The organism is Endozoicomonas arenosclerae (assembly GCF_001562015.1).
Taxonomy (GTDB): Bacteria; Pseudomonadota; Gammaproteobacteria; order Pseudomonadales; family Endozoicomonadaceae; genus Endozoicomonas_A; species Endozoicomonas_A arenosclerae.
This window is the reverse complement of sequence record NZ_LASA01000033.1, coordinates 15667-34210: the sequence shown is the minus strand read 5'-3', so window position 1 is coordinate 34210 and position 18544 is coordinate 15667. Positions and strand designations below refer to the sequence as shown.

Below are 18544 nucleotides of genomic sequence, written 5' to 3'. Positions count from 1 at the left end.
ACCTAGATAATCCAGGAACATCACTATGCACAGCGAGTATACTGATCCAGCCGTCAGACATTGGGTAGACCTTAAAAAGCAAACCTCGGTTCTTGAAAAGATCATGGATTGCAAACAAAAGAGAAAGCATACATCAACACTTGATAGTTTAGGTGCTTTTTTTCGCGAAGCGGACAAGCATCTAAAGTAATACTGCCAGAAAAAGTTACCGAGTTTTGTCCTCTCTCTTCCCCCTATAAAGGACAAAATCCGATAGCTTTTTCCAAGCTAACCAGTGTGCGACAAGGTATTAGGCTACTTATATAGTAGCCCTTTTTTTGTTTGAAATTTAAGAACAAAAAGCTCAGAACGGCTTATAGTATGATTAGGCATTACCAATCATCTGGGTTTAATGTCACCCTCCTCCTTCTATTTACCTGCATAACCTCTGATTCCACCTAAGGTCTCTTTTATTAATGCAGTCGACCTATAAAATTAATTTATCGGTGTATCTAGTTTTATTGATTATCCAGTGAGCTATTCCTCTCCTTATAATGAACTAACCATCATCAGACCAGACCAGTAATAACAAACGTCAGGTTGTTGCTTTCTAATCCGACAAAGAAAGATTAACAACTGCAAAAAAACCAGGAATTAATTTTAGTTAAGATCACTTTAAAACCTGTTTATTTAACATCTAAAAAGAACTGAAATATTTTTAAAATTCATAGCACATGCAAAGAAAAAATTATCATATTTTGTTTTTACTTCCATCATCATCAAGACAAAATCTGATAGCTTTTTCTAAGCTGACCAGTGTGCGACAAGGTATTAGGCTGCCCCAGGCAGCCGTTTTTTTATCTGCTATTTCTATTCCCATCACCTAAGCATCCCAAACTTTTCTTATACTTGGAATTAAATAAAGCTATTCAACAAGGCAATAAAACTAAGCGTCATCACTAAAACACTGATTCCTGATGTCATAGAAGCACTGTCAGGCGTAGGCGTTGCCGAAGGTGATGGCTGAGGGTATGCAATCAACGTCTGATTCAAGGTGTCTAATTGGGATTGGGCCCGCTGATAAGCCGCTTGATTATTTGCCACATTGGCTGCTTCTTTTAAACCTTCCAATGATTTTCTTCTTCTGGGAAAGAACTCATCCAGCTCCTTCTGAAAATATGTCACCGCACTGGCCATCTCCTGAGAAGGAACAATGACGACTGGAGTCGATCCTGCTCCTCCCTGCAATGCTGGCTGATAAGCTATCCCTGACCTGGCCATTTCCATATAAAGCTCACCGATGTATTCAAGCAGGGGCTTCACCACCAGCGGAACACCATGATCCCAGTGCATGTTCACATATTGGGATTCCACTGCCAGAGCGGTCTGGAGTGCACCACTCAGATTCTGCTTTTGTCTCAACTCTTCTGCTTTCAGTTGTTCCACCATGACCGGGATGGCGTCATTGTTCATAGGGGAAAGATCAATGCTGCTATCAGTGAGCAGTGCTTGCAGCTGATTCCGAAAGCTTTCAGCGCCCGAATACTCTTGCTGCTGCAGAGCATTCCAACTCTTCATAAAATAGTAAGCGGTTTTACCCCACCCCGATATCAGATTGTCTTCCAAGGCCTGCTGATCAAGATCAGTCAAGTGGGCGTTATTATCGGGTAGCTCAAGTTTCAGGTAAGCCTGTTCAAAAGCGTAATAAGTTCGCATAACTCTGGTATCTGCATCCGTTGTACCCGACTTGGCCTGAAGACTGGTAATTCTCTGATAAAGATCACTGGCATCACTCCAGGCATCTTCATAGAGTCCGGCTTGAAGAAGAGCGTAAACCCGCCACAGATGTTCATGAAAAGCTAAAGATGAATCACTTAAGTTCAGATCAGCCGCCCGCTGCAAAGCCTTACTCCAGGCAACACTGTTGATGGAGTAGGTGTTCACCCAGTCTCCTCTGGCAAAGTAATAATGAGTCGGCATATGAGTTAAATGAACAGAGCTGGTATTTTCTGGAGATATGCTCAGTGACTGCAGCCAGAAGGCTGATTGCTGAGAGGCAGGCATTCCCTTTGCCAGTTTTGGACTTTCAGACGCGTGAGTCAGGTAATGGTGCAAGCCGGGATGATTTTGCAGTTCAACTCTCTGCATCAAAGTGCTCATTTCATTGATCACCTCGGTTTCTAGCGGGTAATCCAGAACACTCTGGCGAGTGGCCAGATGAGCCAGACTCCTGAAGACCAGGACTTCTGATTCCAGTTGATCGCTATCTGTGACCTGCTGATCCAGATACTGATAAAACAACTGAACATTTGAGCCTGCTTCAAAGGGTTGCTTATTACGGCTATTAGTCTCATTGCCAAACAGTTTGCCCGCTGCGGTGATGAGAACCTGCTCTGAGAGGCTGAATGTTGCAGATGAATCCCTTTTCGCTTCCTGCAATCGGGTCAAAGTACTGTCACCAGCATCAAAGTCACGGGTAAACCACAGAATCTGGTAGTTACACATAAGTTCACCCCAGATAGCCATGACAAAATCCTGGTCGTCATGCCTTTTCTGGAGATCTTGAGCATTCCTGAAGGCGGCTCTGGCTTCGGGGTATTCAAAAGCATGAAGCAGCTTCAAACCGGTTAAAAATGAAGAACGGGCTTGTTCAGTGACAGGCTCCGACAATGAAAAGGAAACCCCTCCCAGATCTTTCCCTCCCTGCCAGGGGCCATATACTTGACCGTTGTCGTAGCTATAGGGTGTAGAAGATCTTGCCACTACCGCAGCGGTAGTATTGAAAGATAACCAATAGAAGAAAAAGGCAACGAAGAGAGCAGAGAATCGAGACTTCACAGAAAACATAATGATAGAGCTCCATTCATATAAGAACTCTATCACTATAGATCAGAAATATGAGTATATTTTTATACTGATCCTAAGAAGGAATGTACCAGATTGGAGAAGACCAGGCTCTTTCCTGAATAACCGGTTGATGTTCAGGTGAACAGCATCCTTCCAAACCCTCACCAATGGTTTCCGGCTTGCTGCAATCCACTTTATTGGCATTACAGATGTACTGGCTCCATCGGCAACTGGGATTCTCGACAACTCTCGTGTAATAAAAAGCACTCTGCCCGGGATCAAATTCCGGATCTTTCCAGACTGTACAGAGACTGGCGAAGCCTTCTCCTTTTCTTTCACAAGTAGCCAGATCCACCGTAGCCCCATTGTCAGGATTGCCCGCTACATCGAAGACTTTTTCCCGGCTCTCTCCCTTTTCATCAATCCAGCCTTTTATAACCTGAACACGCTGCAAAGAAGTACCGGGATTTGCCTGGGTGCCTGCATCCTTTAGGGTAGAAATCGAGAAAGTAAGGGGTTTATCGCCTCCGGAAAGGTCACCTCCCATGGGAACACCTTTAGCATATCCCTCTTTTACAAAGTCATGGCTTTGACAAAGGTTGTCTGGATACTCATAACCACCAAAGAAGCGTAAAGAAATTCTGGGTCCACTGGTTCCGTAGGCCTCTCTTCGCTTCATAGCTGAGAATAATGATTCCCGGGTATTCTCTTCAGCCCAGAGAACAGCTAGCCCTCCAGGGTTATATTCCAGCGCATCCGGCAATCCGGGTTTCACTTTATCTTTGTTAGGGCTTCCTGCACCGCCATGCCCTTTAAAATTTTTCTCATCCACTTCACCCGGTGCGCCCAGATGAGTGTCAGTACTGGCAATCATGCCGAACTTAAAAGGGTTTTCTCCCAGTTTCTTTTCCTGTTGCAGCCCTTCTCTTAGCACCTGTCGTATAAAACCACCGCTGGGTTTTGGTGCTTCCTTCATGAAGCTAAAGGTTCTGCCAGAAAACTGGTTATAGGGTAACTGCTCAAAACCACAGAGCTCATCAGCATTGTTCAAAGGCGCAGCTTGATTGAAATAGCACTCTGAACTGCCTTTATGCTGCATGACTTCCACCAGTTTTTCATAAGATGCCCTTAACTTTGCTTCTTCAGCAGTAATAGGTGTTCCGTCTTTTTTCAATGTCGGGAACATCAAGCCATTACTCAGATTGGAGTTATGGGGAATCGCCAAAGCATCACAACCCTTTTTTCCCTCTCGACACTCTTTTTCCAGTGACTGAAAAAGTTGCTCTGCAGAGGGCCCATCGATATAACTTACTGGTAATTCTGGAACCTGATTGTTTTTGAAAATCACATTTCGGTGGATGTTCTGACTGTCTGGTGCCCCAGTCCATTCGTAACCAATAAATGAAGTGAATTGACAACGATCATAAGCGCTTTCTGCCGCCGCCTGAATTTTCTTCCAGGGACCGATAGCTGCCTGCCGACAGAACTCACCACTCTCACCACAAAAACCCAATCGCTTACCTTCTGACATTCCCACCAGATTGAAAAGAAAATAACCACCACGGGGAAAATCCCTCAACATCACGCATTGCCAGGAGGAATAGAGCTCACTCTCAGGATTGTTGCAGATGCTCACTTCTCCCAGCAGTTCAGCATGGTCACTCACCATGGCAAAATCGAGAGGTCTGCTCAGCTGCAAAAACCTTTGAGCTTCGCCCTTACTATTCCAGGGCTGAATACCCAGTTTTTTCCCTCGGGCAAACTCATAAGCTTGTTCAGGTGTTGTCCTCGTATCCTGGGTACTGGCATCCAGAGAGTAACGGGAATGTATGTGGGTATCGCCAAAAAAGGCTGTTCGGTGGGGGTTATAGTCTTCACAAGTGGCAGAGTTGGTCACCGAATCCGCCACACTTAAATCAGTTATGAGTGAAGAAAAAATCATAACGACCAGGGTTCGCAAGGACTTATACGACATAAGTTTTATTCTTATTGTTCTTATGAGTGGTCAGTAGACCAACTATTTAAGTCGCATGCAATAATCAACCGCTTAATGAAATCCAGATCAACCTGAAGGCCAAAACTGTAATCACCCAACGAAAAACGGAATGGAAGGAAAACTCTGGCAGGAACTTTCTTATCCAGGTACCAGCCCAGGAGCCTAAAATGACACTGATGGTCATCCAAAGCATTAGCTGCCAGTAAGGTAAAAGATTAAATCCCAGCACACCAAATGCCACTGTTTTTAAAGCATGAGCTGTCCCCATGCACATACCCACCGTTGTCACCAGAGCATCACGTTTCAGACCTTCTCTTGAAAAAAAAGCCCCTGCCATAGGGCCTGTTGCTCCGGCCAGGGTGGCCATAAATGAATGGACAATACCAAAAGATAAAAATCGGAAAGGCAGTTTCTGTGTCGGGAGAACGGGCAACCAGGTCATCAGAAGAATCATGATGCCCAGCATCATAGGGATGTAGTGACTGTTGATCGACAAGACAATTTGAGAACCGATCAAAGCCCCAATAAAGGCACCTGGGAGATAACGCCACCACATATCCCAGCGAACATTTCGCCAGTCGAACAAAGCTCGACTGATGTTGCTGAAAAACTGCACAACACCATGAACCGGCACAATGGCAGCCGCTGGAATCAACCCTGGCATCAGGGTAATCAGTAAAACCCCACCTCCAGCACCAAGGACTGCCGTAGCTGCAGAGGTTAAAAAAGCAGCCACGACCAACAGGAGATGAGTGAATTCCATACAACTTCTCTATAGATAGCGATAAGCAAAAAAAGAGGACAACATGACGTTATCCTCTTCTTTTATATCACAGCTAAGACGTTACATTCAGGCAACGACTCTGCTATTAACCACGCTTTTCAGACAGATCGATCTGATACAGAGCAAATCCTGCTTTATCCGTAGCTGTCTTCTCCATTTTATAAACAGAGTTCTTCTCAACGAAGGCTTCTGCTTTTTTGCTTGGAGAAGTTTCCACCACAACATTCAGATCCACTTCGCTGTCGATCGGCGCAATGCTCCAGTTATTGGTAGCACTAGGGATAACCTGGCCTTCTTCTTTGGTGGTTCTGCTGATGTAATCTGCCACTACCTGACGGTTTTCATCAGGGGAAGCGAAGGCAATATGCTTCTCACCCGTCCCGGCAAAGTTACCCCCACCAAAGGCTCGGTAGTTGTTGGTTGCCAGAATAAATGGCTGATCATCTTTTACCGGCTTACCGTTCAGGGTCAGCTCAGTAATACGACGCGCGTCAGCATTGATCAGTTGGCCATCGCCACTGTATCGAGCAGGTTGAGTAATATCGATCTGGTATTCAACACCTTCTACAACATCAAAGTTGTAAGTACGGAAGCTATTCCAGTTAATCAGATGTTGTGGTTCTGTGCTGGCTGGATCAATCTGATTGAACTGACCGGCGGACATTTCCAGGTATTCTTTCAGGTCTTTACCGGTAATCTTCAGGGCTACCAGGGTATTAGGGTAGAGATAGAGATCTGCAGCATTACTGAAAGTCAGTGTGCCTGCTTCCACTTCGGTGTAGCCGTTTGGATCATCTTTACGACCGCCAGCTTTGAAAGGAGCAGCGGCAGAAATAACCGGGATACCGTCCAGGTCAGGATCGCCTTGAATAAAACGTTCAACATAAGCGATCTGGGCATCGTTCACGATCTGAACAGTAGGATCATCCTGAACCAGGGACAGGAAGCTGTACATACTGTCCGATGCTTTACCGATGGGCTGATTAACAAAGTTTGTGGTCCCTTTGTGTTCAGCTTTAACAGCTTTGAGCACCGCTTCATCGGACTTAGCCAGAGACTTGTTCTGAGCTCGATCAAAAATAGGACGGCTAATGGCCTTACCTTCAACCACTTCCCACTGACCATTACTGTCATCCAAAACCAGATCAACAACACCTAAGTGATCACCCCAACGACCAGGCATTACGGACGGCACACCATTGATGGTGCCTTTTTCCAGATCAACACCTTTCAGGCTGGCAAAGGTCTCACTTGGGAATACCGCATGGGAATGGCCAAACATGATGGCATCAATGCCTTCTACCTGTGTCAGGTAATAAACGGAGTTTTCAGCCATAGCCTTGTATGGCTCCTGGCTCACACCAGAGTGAGGAATGGCTATGATGACCTCGGCGCCCTCTTTCTTCATCTGGGGCACGAGCTGCTTGGCGGTTTCAGTAATGTCTTTGGCAATGACCTTGCCTTCCAGATTCTTCTTGTCCCACTGCATGATCTGCGGAGGCACGAATCCGATGTAACCCACTTTTACCGTCTGCTCTTTGCCTTCGGTATCCGTGAAAGTTTGTTCTTTAATAAGGTAAGGCTTGAAGAGGTGCTTGCCCGTTTTAGCGTTATAGACGTTAGCACTGATATAAGGGAAGTTGGCACCACTGGTTGCCTTGTCCAGGAAATCCAGACCGTAGTTGAATTCGTGGTTACCAATGTTGCCGACATCATAATCCATCAGGTTCATGGCTTTATAGACTGGATGGACATCACCTTTCTCCAGCCCTTTATCGGCCATGTAATCACCCATCGGTGAGCCCTGGATCAGGTCGCCATTATCAACCAGAACGCTGTTTTCAACTACAGAACGAGCTTCACGAATCAAAGTAGCAACACGGGCATAACCAAACTGGTTCGTTGGTTGTCCCTTGTAGTAATCGAAATCCATGATATTGGTATGAATATCAGTGGTTTCGAGTACTCTCAGCTCAATGGTGACAGCCTGAGAAAGGCCGCTCAGTGTGGCCAGACCAGCAAAAACAGCTGCGGAAAGAGTCGTTCGGTTGAAACGCATTGAAGATCCTGATGCTGTGGATGATATCTGGTGCTGAAGTTTATATTCGTTCAGTCCCCCTTAATATCAGGGTCTTTCGCAATTATTTTCACAATCAGGGAACATGATTCTTCGGTATTCCCCCTTTTTCAAACAAAAATGCACAACCGAAACGAAATCAGACCAAGACTCTTCGTCGAGATCTCTACAAAAGGAAGCTTTTTAACGAAAATTGCAGCACATACTGCAATCAGGGAGAAGTGATATACAAGGGCTTCAGGAAAACAGCCAGTTATCCTTGAAGCCGGGAGACGACTCTTCATCGCGCCCCGGTTAATGAATAATGATTTCAGAATCCTGTTGAAAAGGATTCAAGGCCTGAGTGAAAAAACAGATGGTCTCCACCTACATCTTCCGAAGTCGATGTACTGTTTTCTCATGACGACATGAAAGAATGATTAGCGGGTGAGCGCTAACCACTCCAGCTGCTGGTTCTTCAGCATGATGTTCAGCTCTTTTTCCAGAGATTCCTGATCGTTAAAAAGAGTGAGCCCTTTATTGATTTTCAACAAGTGCAGGGCAACCGCCTTTGAAGCACTTTCAATATCAATATTATAAGAGTGATCAATACCTGACAGACAGGATCTAACCAGATTCAAGACGGTATCTTCCACTCTGAAAAATGCTGTTTGAGGTTTATAGAAGTTAGCTATCAAACCAAGTGCCTGAATGGCATCGTTCAAACATTTAGGCTTTACAAACCAGCTTAATAATTTATCAGGATCTTCATTAAACAAAGTCTGATAAAAAACATAGTCTGCTGTAACAATATGAGAGAAAACTCTTGCTCGCTGTGGACTGCCCTCAAAGAGCAGATTCGCTAAACGACTGTGATTTTGTGCATGGCTCTGAATCTTACTGCAAAAGAATCGCCTGAAGTCCATCTTTTTGCCCCTGCCTAGTGTTCCCAGATCTCTTTATTATGGATTATTATTCAAGGCCGTTTACCAGCATACGCCATAAAACCAACAAAATAGAAGAGTTATTTTTAAATAAGTAACTCATTACTGAAATGACTATCCGTTTTTCATATTTGTATACATTTTATTCGACCGGATAATGAAGGAATAATTAAATATTTATGCAACATAATGGGCATGGTTTTACCCGTTAGGTTAATAAGGAATCCATCTATTCATTAAATAGCCATCATCTTTTCTATAAGCACAGATTATGACGAACGATATCAGTGTCGAGTCTGATAATGATTATGGAATTCAGTTTGAGCTAGCTACCCAGCAGCTTTTATACGTCAGGGTAGCCAGTCAGAAAAGACTATTGAATGTGTGCCAGAACGCCATCCAGTTCATCCAGGCTGTTATAGGAAATAACCAGTTTTCCCTTGCCTTTAGCGTTATGTGTAATGGCTACTTTTGCGCCAACACGATCAGACAGATCTTCTTCCAGACGTTTGATATCAGGATCTATCTTCTTCTGGGTCTTTTTCTTGCCCTGTTCTTTTTCCTGAATCATACGACGAACAAGCGCTTCTGTTTGTCGTACAGAAAGTCCTTTGGCAACGACGGTTCTGGCCGCTTCCAGCTGCTCCATATCGGATAATGGCAACAGTGCACGGGCATGACCCATTTCCAGATCGCCGTATTCCAGCATTTTCTTTACATCTGCGCTCAGGGACATCAGACGCAGAGTATTGGCTACCGCTGTTCTTGATTTACCTACCGCTTCTGCCACCTCCTGCTGGGTCAGCTCAAACTCTTTCTGAAGACGTGACAGGGCAATAGCTTCTTCAATAGGGTTAAGATCTTCACGCTGGATGTTTTCGATCAGGGCCATGGCAATAGCCGCTTCGTCGGGAACATCTCTCACCAGCGCTGGGACTTCCGCCAGACCTGCTATCTGGGCAGCACGCCAACGACGTTCACCGGCAATAATTTCATAGCGATTCTGTGAGACCGGACGCACCACAATGGGTTGCATGATGCCTTGAGCTTTGATGCTTTCGGCCAGCTCTTCCAGCGCATCCGGATGCATATCCCTGCGTGGCTGGTATTTGCCTCGAACGACAAACTCAACTGGAATCTCCTTCAGTTCTTTATCCTGAGGAGTTTCACTTTCAGAAGCATCAGTGGGAACGGTCAATTCATCAGACACGGACGAGGAGAGGTTCGCGCCTCCCATTAGCGCACTTAAATTGGTGCCAAGACGTTTTTTAGCCATTAGGTCCCTGTCTTCCTTTCAGTCTTGAGCTCTTTGACACTTTTTTCGTGTCTGCGAACCAATTCTCCCGCCAGAGCTAAATAAGCTACGGCCCCTCTGGATGTTCTGTCGTATGCCAACACCGGCTTGCCATGACTGGGGGCTTCAGCAAGGCGCACATTTCGTGGAATCACGGTACGGTATACCTGCTCACCAAAATGCCCGATCAGCTGCCTTGATACTTCGTTAGTCAAGCCAATGCGCGGGTCATACATGGTTCTCAGCAGGCCTTCAATGTGCAACCTGGGGTTGATGGTCTGCCGAATGCCGGTAATGGTTTCCATTAAAGCGGTTAACCCTTCCAGTGCATAATATTCGCACTGCATGGGAATGATCACCCCTTCAGCGGCCGCCAGAGCATTCAAGGTCAGCATATTAAGCGACGGCGGGCAATCAATCAGAATAAAGTCATAACGATCAGCAACGGAAGTCAGGGCATCTCTCAGCCTCGTTTCCTTGGCATCCATCGACATAAGCTCTACTTCAGCCGCAGTCAGGTCAGCATTGGTGGGAACTACATCATAACCGGCTTCTTCCGAACTCTGGATAGCGTCATCAATCGAGCATCGCCCGGTCAGAACATGATACGAAGAATACTCCAGATCATGTTTGTTGATGCCACTGCCTGTGGTGGCATTCCCCTGGGGATCCATATCGACCAGCAGCACCTTTCGTTTGGTGGCTACCAGGGAGGCGGACAGGTTGATGCAGGAAGTGGTCTTCCCTACCCCACCTTTTTGGTTCGTTACCGCAAGAATTTTTCCCACTGCCAATTGCTACCGTATCATCGTTGTGTTTGTTAAAAGCTGTCTGTTTAAATTACACGTCTGCCTTCAGAATAACCAGATGCCTCTGAGCTTCACAACCCGGGACATCCAGGGCATGACTTTCTAACAGGGATATTTCCGGTCTTTCCTGTTTCAGATCAGCCAGCTCCTGTTCAGGAAATATTCCCTTCATAGCCAGAAACTTACCATCCGCCTTGATCAGATGACGGGTACCATTGATCATATCGATCAGAGAACTGAATGCTCTGGACATAATAACGTCAAAAGGCTGTTCAACCTCAAAGGATTCTACCCGGCAATTCGCCACTGTTACATTCTCAAGGCCCAGCTCGGTCTTGGCTTGAGTCATGAAACGGGTTTTCTTGCCGTTGCTGTCCAGAACTGTGAACTGTTTTTCCGGATTCAGGATAGCCATGGGAATACCCGGCAAACCAGGACCTGATCCTACGTCCATCAAACGTTCCCCTTCCATGAATGGCGCAATACTCAAACTGTCGAGTATATGTCGGGACACCATTTCAACCGGATCACGAACTGCTGTCAGATTATAGGCTTTATTCCACTTGGCAAGCAGCTCCAAGTAACGCGTCAGCAAGTCTGCCTGGCTTTCTGTAAGCTCAGGGCTGTCCGTCAATGACAGGGATTGCGCAGCTGCGCCTTTGCAGATGCGTTCACGTAAGGACAGAAATGACATCAAGAAACAGTCCGGATAGGGTACATGGATTAATAGCCATACGGCTTGCTGGATAGTGTATTGCAAATAGCGGATTCAGTCGAATTCAGAACTTTGAGCCCGAGAGGTGATTTTCATAGCCAGCTTGATCGAAAAACAGTATCAATATAATTATGAAAAAAATAATCAAACGACTTTCTCAGGCTATTGCCAGCTCGCTAAAGTCAGGCATTCATCTTTTCTGTGATCGCACCACTGAGCATGGTCTTAGCATCAGAGAACAAACGCAGCTCATCACCGACTTCTCTCATTCTCTTCTTATACCTGTAAAACCAGCCAGCACTTCACGGCATAAAAAAACCCTTAGCTTGAGAAAGGGACGACTCCACGATCGCATTATTCTGAAAACAAAAAGACAGTCTTTGAGAGACTCCTCGTTAAAAAAGAGATCTCATCGAAGAAGGAAATGAGGCTTCACTTTCCAGAGCAAAGAGTGAAGCCTGTTTTGGGTCTGTATCAGGCGATCATTGATCGCTTTTTCAGATGGATCAACAACAGAGAAACCGCTGCTGGTGTCATCCCCTGAATGCGAGAAGCACGACCTAAGGTGTCAGGCCGGTTGTCGGTCAGTTTCTGCTTCAGTTCATTGGACAAGCCTTCAATGACGCTGTAGTTCATCGCTTCTGGAATCTTTGTGCCTTCGTAACGACGGAGGCGATCAATCTCTTCAGTCTGACGGTTGATGTAACCTTCGTATTTGGTAGCAATCTCAACCTGTTCACAAACCTGAGCATTTTCTTCATGTTCGCCCGACAGAGAAGCAATGTCGTCGTAAGTCAGTTCCGGACGACGCAACAATTCCTGCAGACTGTATTCACGACTGATGGGGTTGGAAAGCTTCCCGTCAATCTTGGCAGACGCTTCTGTCTTCGGATGAATGTAAGTGGTCCGCAGGCGTTCATTTTCCTTTTCAATCCGCTCTTTTTTGTCACAGAACGAAGCCCATCGCACGTCATCTACCAAACCTAACTCGCGACCTTTTTCAGTCAAACGCAAGTCTGCATTATCTTCACGCAGAATCAGGCGGTATTCAGCCCGGCTGGTAAACATACGGTACGGCTCACTGGTACCGTTGGTAATCAGATCGTCTACCAGAACGCCTATGTAGGCTTCATCTCTTCGAGGACACCAGCTCTCTTTGCCCTGGGCTCTCAGACCCGCATTCAAACCAGCCAGCAAACCTTGGGCTGCCGCCTCTTCATAACCTGTGGTGCCATTGATTTGTCCGGCAAAGAACAATCCGCCAATGGCTTTGGTTTCCAGAGAGTACTTCAGACCTCTTGGATCAAAGTAATCGTACTCAATGGCATAACCCGGACGAGTGATATGGGCATTTTCCAGACCACGAATAGAACGAACCAGATCCACCTGAACATCAAACGGCAGACTGGTGGAGATGCCATTAGGGTAAAGCTCATTGGTATTCAAACCTTCCGGTTCAAGAAATACCTGATGAGAATTCTTGTCGGCGAAACGGGTGATCTTGTCTTCAATGGAAGGACAGTATCTTGGGCCTATACCTTCAATAACCCCGGTAAACATGGGGGAACGATCCAGACCACTACGAATAATGTCATGGGTTCGTTCGTTGGTATGAGTGATATAGCAGGATACCTGACGTGGATGCTGCTCGACCGATCCCAGATAAGACATCACCGGAATGGGCGTATCGCCAGGTTGTTCTTCCAGAACAGAGAAATCCACTGAGCGGGCATCAATACGGGCAGGCGTGCCTGTTTTCAGACGCTCAACCGCCAGATCCAGATCTCTGAGACGGTTTGCCAGAGCAATGGATGGGGGATCACCGGCACGACCACCGCTGTGATTCTCCAGACCAATATGGATACGACCACCGAGAAAAGTACCTGCGGTCAGAACCACATTGGCTGAAAGGAATCTTACTCCCATATTGGTAACCACACCGGCTACCTGACCCTGCTCAACAATGAGGTCATCAGCGGATTGCTGAAATATCCACAGATTGTCCTGGTTTTCCAGAATGTTTCTGATGGCTTCTTTATAAAGTGCACGATCTGCCTGGGCACGAGTGGCTCTAACAGCGGGCCCTTTACGGGCATTCAATACCCGAAACTGGATACCGGCCAAATCAGTGGCCAGTCCCATAGCACCGCCAAGAGCATCCACTTCTTTAACCAGGTGACTCTTGCCAATCCCGCCAATGGCCGGGTTGCAGGACATCATTCCCAGAGTTTCGATGTTGTGGGTCAACAGAAGTGTGTTAACGCCCATGCGAGCAGAAGCCAGAGCGGCCTCTGTACCAGCATGGCCACCACCAATAACGATCACATCAAAACGGGTTGGAAAGTCCACTGCCAAGGGTAAATCACCTGTATTTGTTCATGGGATTAAAAAAGAGCGCGGATTATACATCAGCTCTCTTGTTCACAACATGCATCCTTTCATCTCAGAAGTTATTCAGTCTGTTTTACAGGCTGACTTCTCTCTACTCCGTTAGCTGAAGGCTCTCTATTCCATTAGTTGAAGACTCTAATCGTCTCATAGCTTAAAGGGGTAATGCCCAGTGGTTCAGTCGTAAAGCCCGAAGTTCTGTATGTCACCTCACTAAAGCTTCTAGAGACCCTTACTTGTGAATAACAGTAAATACAATTGCCATCGCTAATGTAGTGTTTAATAGATGTTTTTATAATAAATAGTGTGAGTACTTTCTGTGGATAACTAAAAAATAACTATACACATCATAAAGTTAGAAAATGGATAAGTCTGTCAGTCTATTGTTAGAATCTTCCTGTTAAGGTGTTCTTTAGTTGTGGATAAATGTCGTTTTATCCACAACTGGAATTCATCAAGATTTTATCCCTATACCTATAAATAGCTTCTTTATATAGCTTTCCACAGGACCGTTTCTTAAGACTGCTCTCACTGAAAGCGTTATAAAACCTGCTTCTTAGGTGTATTTAGACTTATAAAGCCCAACTTTTTATCCACAGCGATTTTTTTACAACTCAGACTTCAGTTCGAGACTTTGGTATCAGAGGAAGGTTGGTTGAATAGAACGAAATAGTTAGTACTTATGTACTTAAATAACTGGCGATCGGAGGGAATTTCTGTAGAATGCGCGAATGATAATGTTTCTTGTTTAGATTGATTGTTAATAAAATCAACGGTTGTCGCCCATGTTAAAAAAAGCCCTCATCGCACTGTCCGCTACAGGCCTTATGGCCGCGTCTGCTATTTCTCAGGCAGCAGAAGTCGTAAACGTCTACTCCTATCGCCAGCCATTCCTGGTTGAACCTCTGTTTAAAGAGTTCACCAAAGACACCGGTATTGAAGTCAAAGTGGTGTTTGCTAAAAAAGGATTGAGTGAGCGATTAGAGCGTGAGGGTAAACTGAGCCCTGCAGATCTGGTTCTGACCACTGATATCAGCCGACTGATGAATCTGGTTAACAAAGATCTGAGTCAGCCAGTGAAAAGTAAGACTATCAATGAAGACATCCCGTCCCAGTTCCGTGATCCAGACGGAGAGTGGTTTGCTCTGACCAAGCGTGTAAGAAACATTTACACCACCAAGCGTTCTGATAAGCCTGAAGGCATCACCTACGATGATCTGGCCGATCCTAAATACAAAGGCAAGATCTGCACACGCAGTGGCAAGAACGCATACAACGTAGGTCTGGTCGCTTCTTATGTAGCCAATAATGGTGAAGAAGCCACCCGTGAATGGCTGAAAGGCTTCAAGGACAATCTGGCCCGTCGCCCACAGGGTAACGACCGTGCCCAGGTTAAAGCTGTAAAAGAAGGTGTCTGTGATCTGGCCATCGGTAACAGCTACTACTTTGGCGCCATGATGGCGAACGAAGAACAACGTCCATGGGCTGAGTCTGTTTACATCAACTTCCCCGACCAGAAAGGTAACGGTTCTCATGTAAACGTCAGCGGCATGGTTCTGACCAAGTACGCTCCTAACAAGGACAACGCTGTCAAACTGATGGAATTCCTGGCGGGTGACAAGGCTCAGGCTACCTATGCTGAAGTGAACATGGAATACCCTGTTAATCCAGACGTACCGGTTTCTGACATGGTTGCTTCCTGGGGTGAGTTCAAGTCCGATGACCTGCCTGTTTACAAGCTGGCAGAAAACTACGCCACAGCTCAGAAACTGTTGGATGAAGTACGTTTCGATCTGTAATTAATTTTTGTTCTGCCGCAGCTTCTCGCTATGGGGTGATCGCTCACTATAAATAGATTGAGCTCGCTCAATCCATAGTAAAATAGGCTGTAAATTCTACTGAGATTCATTTCAGTTTCTGTAGAATGCGCAGCTCGGCAGAGCTTACTTAAACAGACTTTCATGAAACACGTGCCCACCGCACAGGCCAATGTACATACTCCGCTCTCGCAAACCGAGAGCGGCAAGGCCCGCTCAATCTCACGACAAGGCCTTTCAATCTATTGGAGAGCTGGCAGCTGGTTGCTGGCTCTTTTGCTTTTTACTCCTGTACTGGCTCTGATTTATGAAGCCTCTGCCCCAACAGGAGAAATTTTTGCCCATCTGCGCAATACCGTTCTTGGTACCTATATTCTCAATACTGTTTTACTGATCTCTGGTGTAGGCATTTTAGGTCTGATTCTCGCCTTGCCGGCAGCCTGGATCATGGCAAACAGTGAAATACCGGGAAAACGCTATCTGCAATGGCTCCTGGTTTTACCCCTGGCCATGCCTTCTTATGTTGTCGCCTATATCTATACCGACCTGCTTGAATATGCCGGTCCTGTACAAAGATTACTGAGAGATGTGACGGGTTGGGAAAGCGCTGCCGATTATTACTTCCCTGATATTCGCAGCCTTGGGGGTGCCATTATTATTCTGGCTCTGGTGCTCTATCCCTATCTTTACCTGCTGGCCCGAACCGCTTTTATGGAACATTCCCAGAGCCAGATTCTCGCCAGCAGACTGTTGGGCTGTTCTCCCATCAGCAGTTTTTTGAGAGTGTCCATCCCAATGGCCAGACCTGCCATCATTACCGGCCTGGCACTTATGGGAATTGAAACGCTCGGGGATTTTGCCACTGTCGATTATTTTGCCGTACCAACCCTGACCACAGCGGTATACGACACATGGCTAGGCTATGGCAGCCTGAATGCTGCAGCCAAACTGTCCGCTATTATGCTGGTTGTAGTCATGCTGCTGATTTCCATGGAGAAATACAGTCGGAGAAGACAGCAGCTATATCAGAAGAATACTGGTCAGGATCATAAGAAAGCCTCATCACTCAAAGGCTGGAAAAAAGCTCTGGCCCTGTTCTGGTGCTGGATGCTGGTTTCTCTGGGCTTTTTACTGCCAGCCATGGTTTTGCTGGATTATGTCTTCCGGTATTTCAGTGACTCCTGGAACATTGAACTACTGACGTACAGCCTAAACAGTTTGAAGGTTTCTCTGGGGGCAGCGACTTTCGCTACTCTGGTGGCTCTCTTTCTGGGTCTGTATCAGAGACTGCAAAAAAGCCGTTTTTCCAGTATTCCATCCCGTCTGGTTTCTACCGGTTATGCCCTGCCTGGTAACGTTCTGGCAATAGGTGTGCTGACGCCTCTGACTCTCTCAGATCATGGTTTGAATGGCATCATCATGGCCTTTGAATACCCTCCTGTGGGTCTGGTGTTCAGTGGTTCCATTTTTGCCATTATTTTTGCCTATGCCGTGCGCTTTTCAGCCGTCGCAGTAGGCAGTGTTGAATCCAGTCTCGGGCGCGTCTCTCCTTCTCTCGACATGGCCAGTAGAACTCTGGGATGTACTCCATCTGAAATGGTTCGTCGCGTCCATATTCCAATGGTTCGCAAAGGTCTGCTGACCGGCTTCCTGCTGGTCTTTATCGAATCCATGAAAGAGTTACCTGCGGCATTACTTTTAAGACCCTTTGGCTTTGAATCCCTGGCCACCTGGGTGTTTCAGTTCGTTTCTGACGAAAAGCTGGAACAGGCGGCTCTGGCCGCACTGATACTTGTACTGGCAGGGCTCGTTCCCCTGATACTTCTGAACCGATCACTGGAGGCAGAACAAAAATGACAGCCCTGAATATTTCTGGCCTGAGCTGCCAATACGACCAGACGACGGTGCTCTCCAATCTGGACCTTCAGGTTGAAGACGGTGAGATTGTTTGCCTGCTGGGCAGAAGTGGCTGCGGTAAAACCACTCTTTTGAAAGCTATTTCCGGATTACTACAACCTTCGGCAGGGTCGATTTCCCTGCATGGTCGAGAAGTCAGTTCTGCTCGTGGAACACTGCCTCCGGAACAGCGTAGTATTGGCATGATTTTTCAGGATTATGCCCTCTTCCCTCACCTTACCGTGTTTCACAACATCGCTTTTGGCCTGAAAGATTTATCCCGTAAAGACACTCGCAAACGGGTTGAAGAAATGCTTGAGCTAGTTAATCTTTCTGGCCTGGAAAAACGCTATCCTCATGAGCTGTCTGGTGGTCAACAACAGAGAGTAGCTATTGCCAGAGCGTTGGCGAACAATCCTTCACTGCTCTTGCTGGATGAACCTTTCTCAAACATCGACAGTCAAGTTCGCCAGCGACTGGTGAGAGAGATCAGGGATATCCTCAAGCAACAGAAAGTAGCTGGATTATTCGTGACACACAGCCGGGATGAAGGCTTTGCTTTTGCAGACTCTGTAGCCGTAATGCATGAAGGAAAGATTCTTCAGAGAGGCCGTTCCTTTGACGTTTATAATCGTCCGGCCAACCGCTTCGTGGCTGAGTTTATGGGGTCAGGCAACCTGCTACCCTGCGAGATCATTAACAGTCGAACCGTTTCAACACCGCTTGGTCTGGTGGAATCTTCCAAAGAAATTGCTGCGAAACCTGGACAGGTTGCAGAGTTGTTTATTCGCCCGCAAATGTTCTCCATTGAAAAATGTCAGTGTGAAAATCCGGCAGATCCCGCCCAGATCAAAAGTCAGCAGTTTATGGGAACGAATCTGAGAACCGAAGTTAAGCTGAAGGAAAGTATTCTGGTAGTAGAGAACTCCATCCCCTTCCCGGAAAGCACTGCGGTAGAGCTCTCAGTCCAACCTCATGATTTGGTGTTGTTTGATCAGAAAGGGCACTCACTCTGAGCT

General features: G+C 46.3%; 12 protein-coding genes. 3 read left to right on the top strand and 9 right to left on the bottom strand.

The genetic code is table 11. The features are described from left to right. Positions 1-894: 894 nt before the first annotated feature. The 9 genes from WG89_RS02365 to mnmG form a co-directional block, all read right to left on the bottom strand. Complete coding sequence (locus WG89_RS02365) at positions 895-2826, bottom strand: hypothetical protein (protein WP_062260742.1); 1932 nt, start codon at positions 2824-2826, stop codon at positions 895-897. A gap of 73 nt (positions 2827-2899) precedes the next feature. Next, positions 2900-4801 carry a DUF3604 domain-containing protein gene (locus tag WG89_RS02360; protein WP_062260740.1) on the bottom strand — a complete coding sequence of 634 codons (1902 nt, stop codon included), beginning with the start codon at positions 4799-4801 and terminating at the stop codon, positions 2900-2902. A 64-nt stretch (positions 4802-4865) separates the two neighbouring features. Continuing rightward, the gene (locus WG89_RS02355) at positions 4866-5585 is read right to left on the bottom strand and encodes a sulfite exporter TauE/SafE family protein (protein WP_062260739.1); all 720 of its coding nucleotides are present in this window, start codon (positions 5583-5585) and stop codon (positions 4866-4868) included. 106 nt (positions 5586-5691) lie between these two features. After that, positions 5692-7665: a bifunctional 2',3'-cyclic-nucleotide 2'-phosphodiesterase/3'-nucleotidase gene (locus WG89_RS02350; RefSeq protein WP_062260737.1), complete on the bottom strand. Its 1974-nt coding sequence runs from the start codon at positions 7663-7665 to the stop codon at positions 5692-5694. A 437-nt stretch (positions 7666-8102) separates the two neighbouring features. Next, positions 8103-8588, bottom strand: a complete 486-nt coding sequence (locus tag WG89_RS02345; protein WP_062260735.1) for a hypothetical protein — start codon at positions 8586-8588, stop codon at positions 8103-8105. Positions 8589-8979: 391 nt separating this feature from the next. Then, on the bottom strand, positions 8980-9882 hold the full coding sequence (locus tag WG89_RS02340) for a ParB/RepB/Spo0J family partition protein (RefSeq protein WP_062260733.1): 903 nt from the start codon (positions 9880-9882) through the stop codon (positions 8980-8982). Then, a complete protein-coding gene (locus WG89_RS02335; protein ID WP_062260774.1) occupies positions 9882-10688 on the bottom strand; it encodes a ParA family protein in 807 nt (268 codons plus the stop codon). Before WG89_RS02335 ends, WG89_RS02340 begins: the two co-directional genes overlap by 1 nt. 52 nt (positions 10689-10740) lie before the next feature. Next, positions 10741-11403, bottom strand: coding sequence for a 16S rRNA (guanine(527)-N(7))-methyltransferase RsmG (gene rsmG / locus WG89_RS02330; RefSeq protein ID WP_153301379.1), 663 nt, complete (start codon positions 11401-11403; stop codon positions 10741-10743). 495 nt (positions 11404-11898) lie between these two features. Then, the gene (mnmG, locus tag WG89_RS02325) at positions 11899-13773 is read right to left on the bottom strand and encodes a tRNA uridine-5-carboxymethylaminomethyl(34) synthesis enzyme MnmG (RefSeq protein ID WP_062260771.1); all 1875 of its coding nucleotides are present in this window, start codon (positions 13771-13773) and stop codon (positions 11899-11901) included. Positions 13774-14597: 824 nt separating this feature from the next. Here mnmG and WG89_RS02320 point away from each other — a divergent pair. From WG89_RS02320 to WG89_RS02310, 3 genes are all read left to right on the top strand, one after another. Beyond that, positions 14598-15611, top strand: a complete 1014-nt coding sequence (locus tag WG89_RS02320) for a Fe(3+) ABC transporter substrate-binding protein (protein WP_062260731.1) — start codon at positions 14598-14600, stop codon at positions 15609-15611. A 162-nt stretch (positions 15612-15773) separates the two neighbouring features. Then, positions 15774-17486 (top strand): ABC transporter permease, encoded by a 1713-nt coding sequence (locus tag WG89_RS02315; RefSeq protein ID WP_079253611.1) that lies wholly within the window; start codon positions 15774-15776, stop codon positions 17484-17486. After that, positions 17483-18541, top strand: a complete 1059-nt coding sequence (locus WG89_RS02310; RefSeq protein WP_062260730.1) for an ABC transporter ATP-binding protein — start codon at positions 17483-17485, stop codon at positions 18539-18541. Before WG89_RS02315 ends, WG89_RS02310 begins: the two co-directional genes overlap by 4 nt. Positions 18542-18544 lie beyond the last annotated feature (3 nt).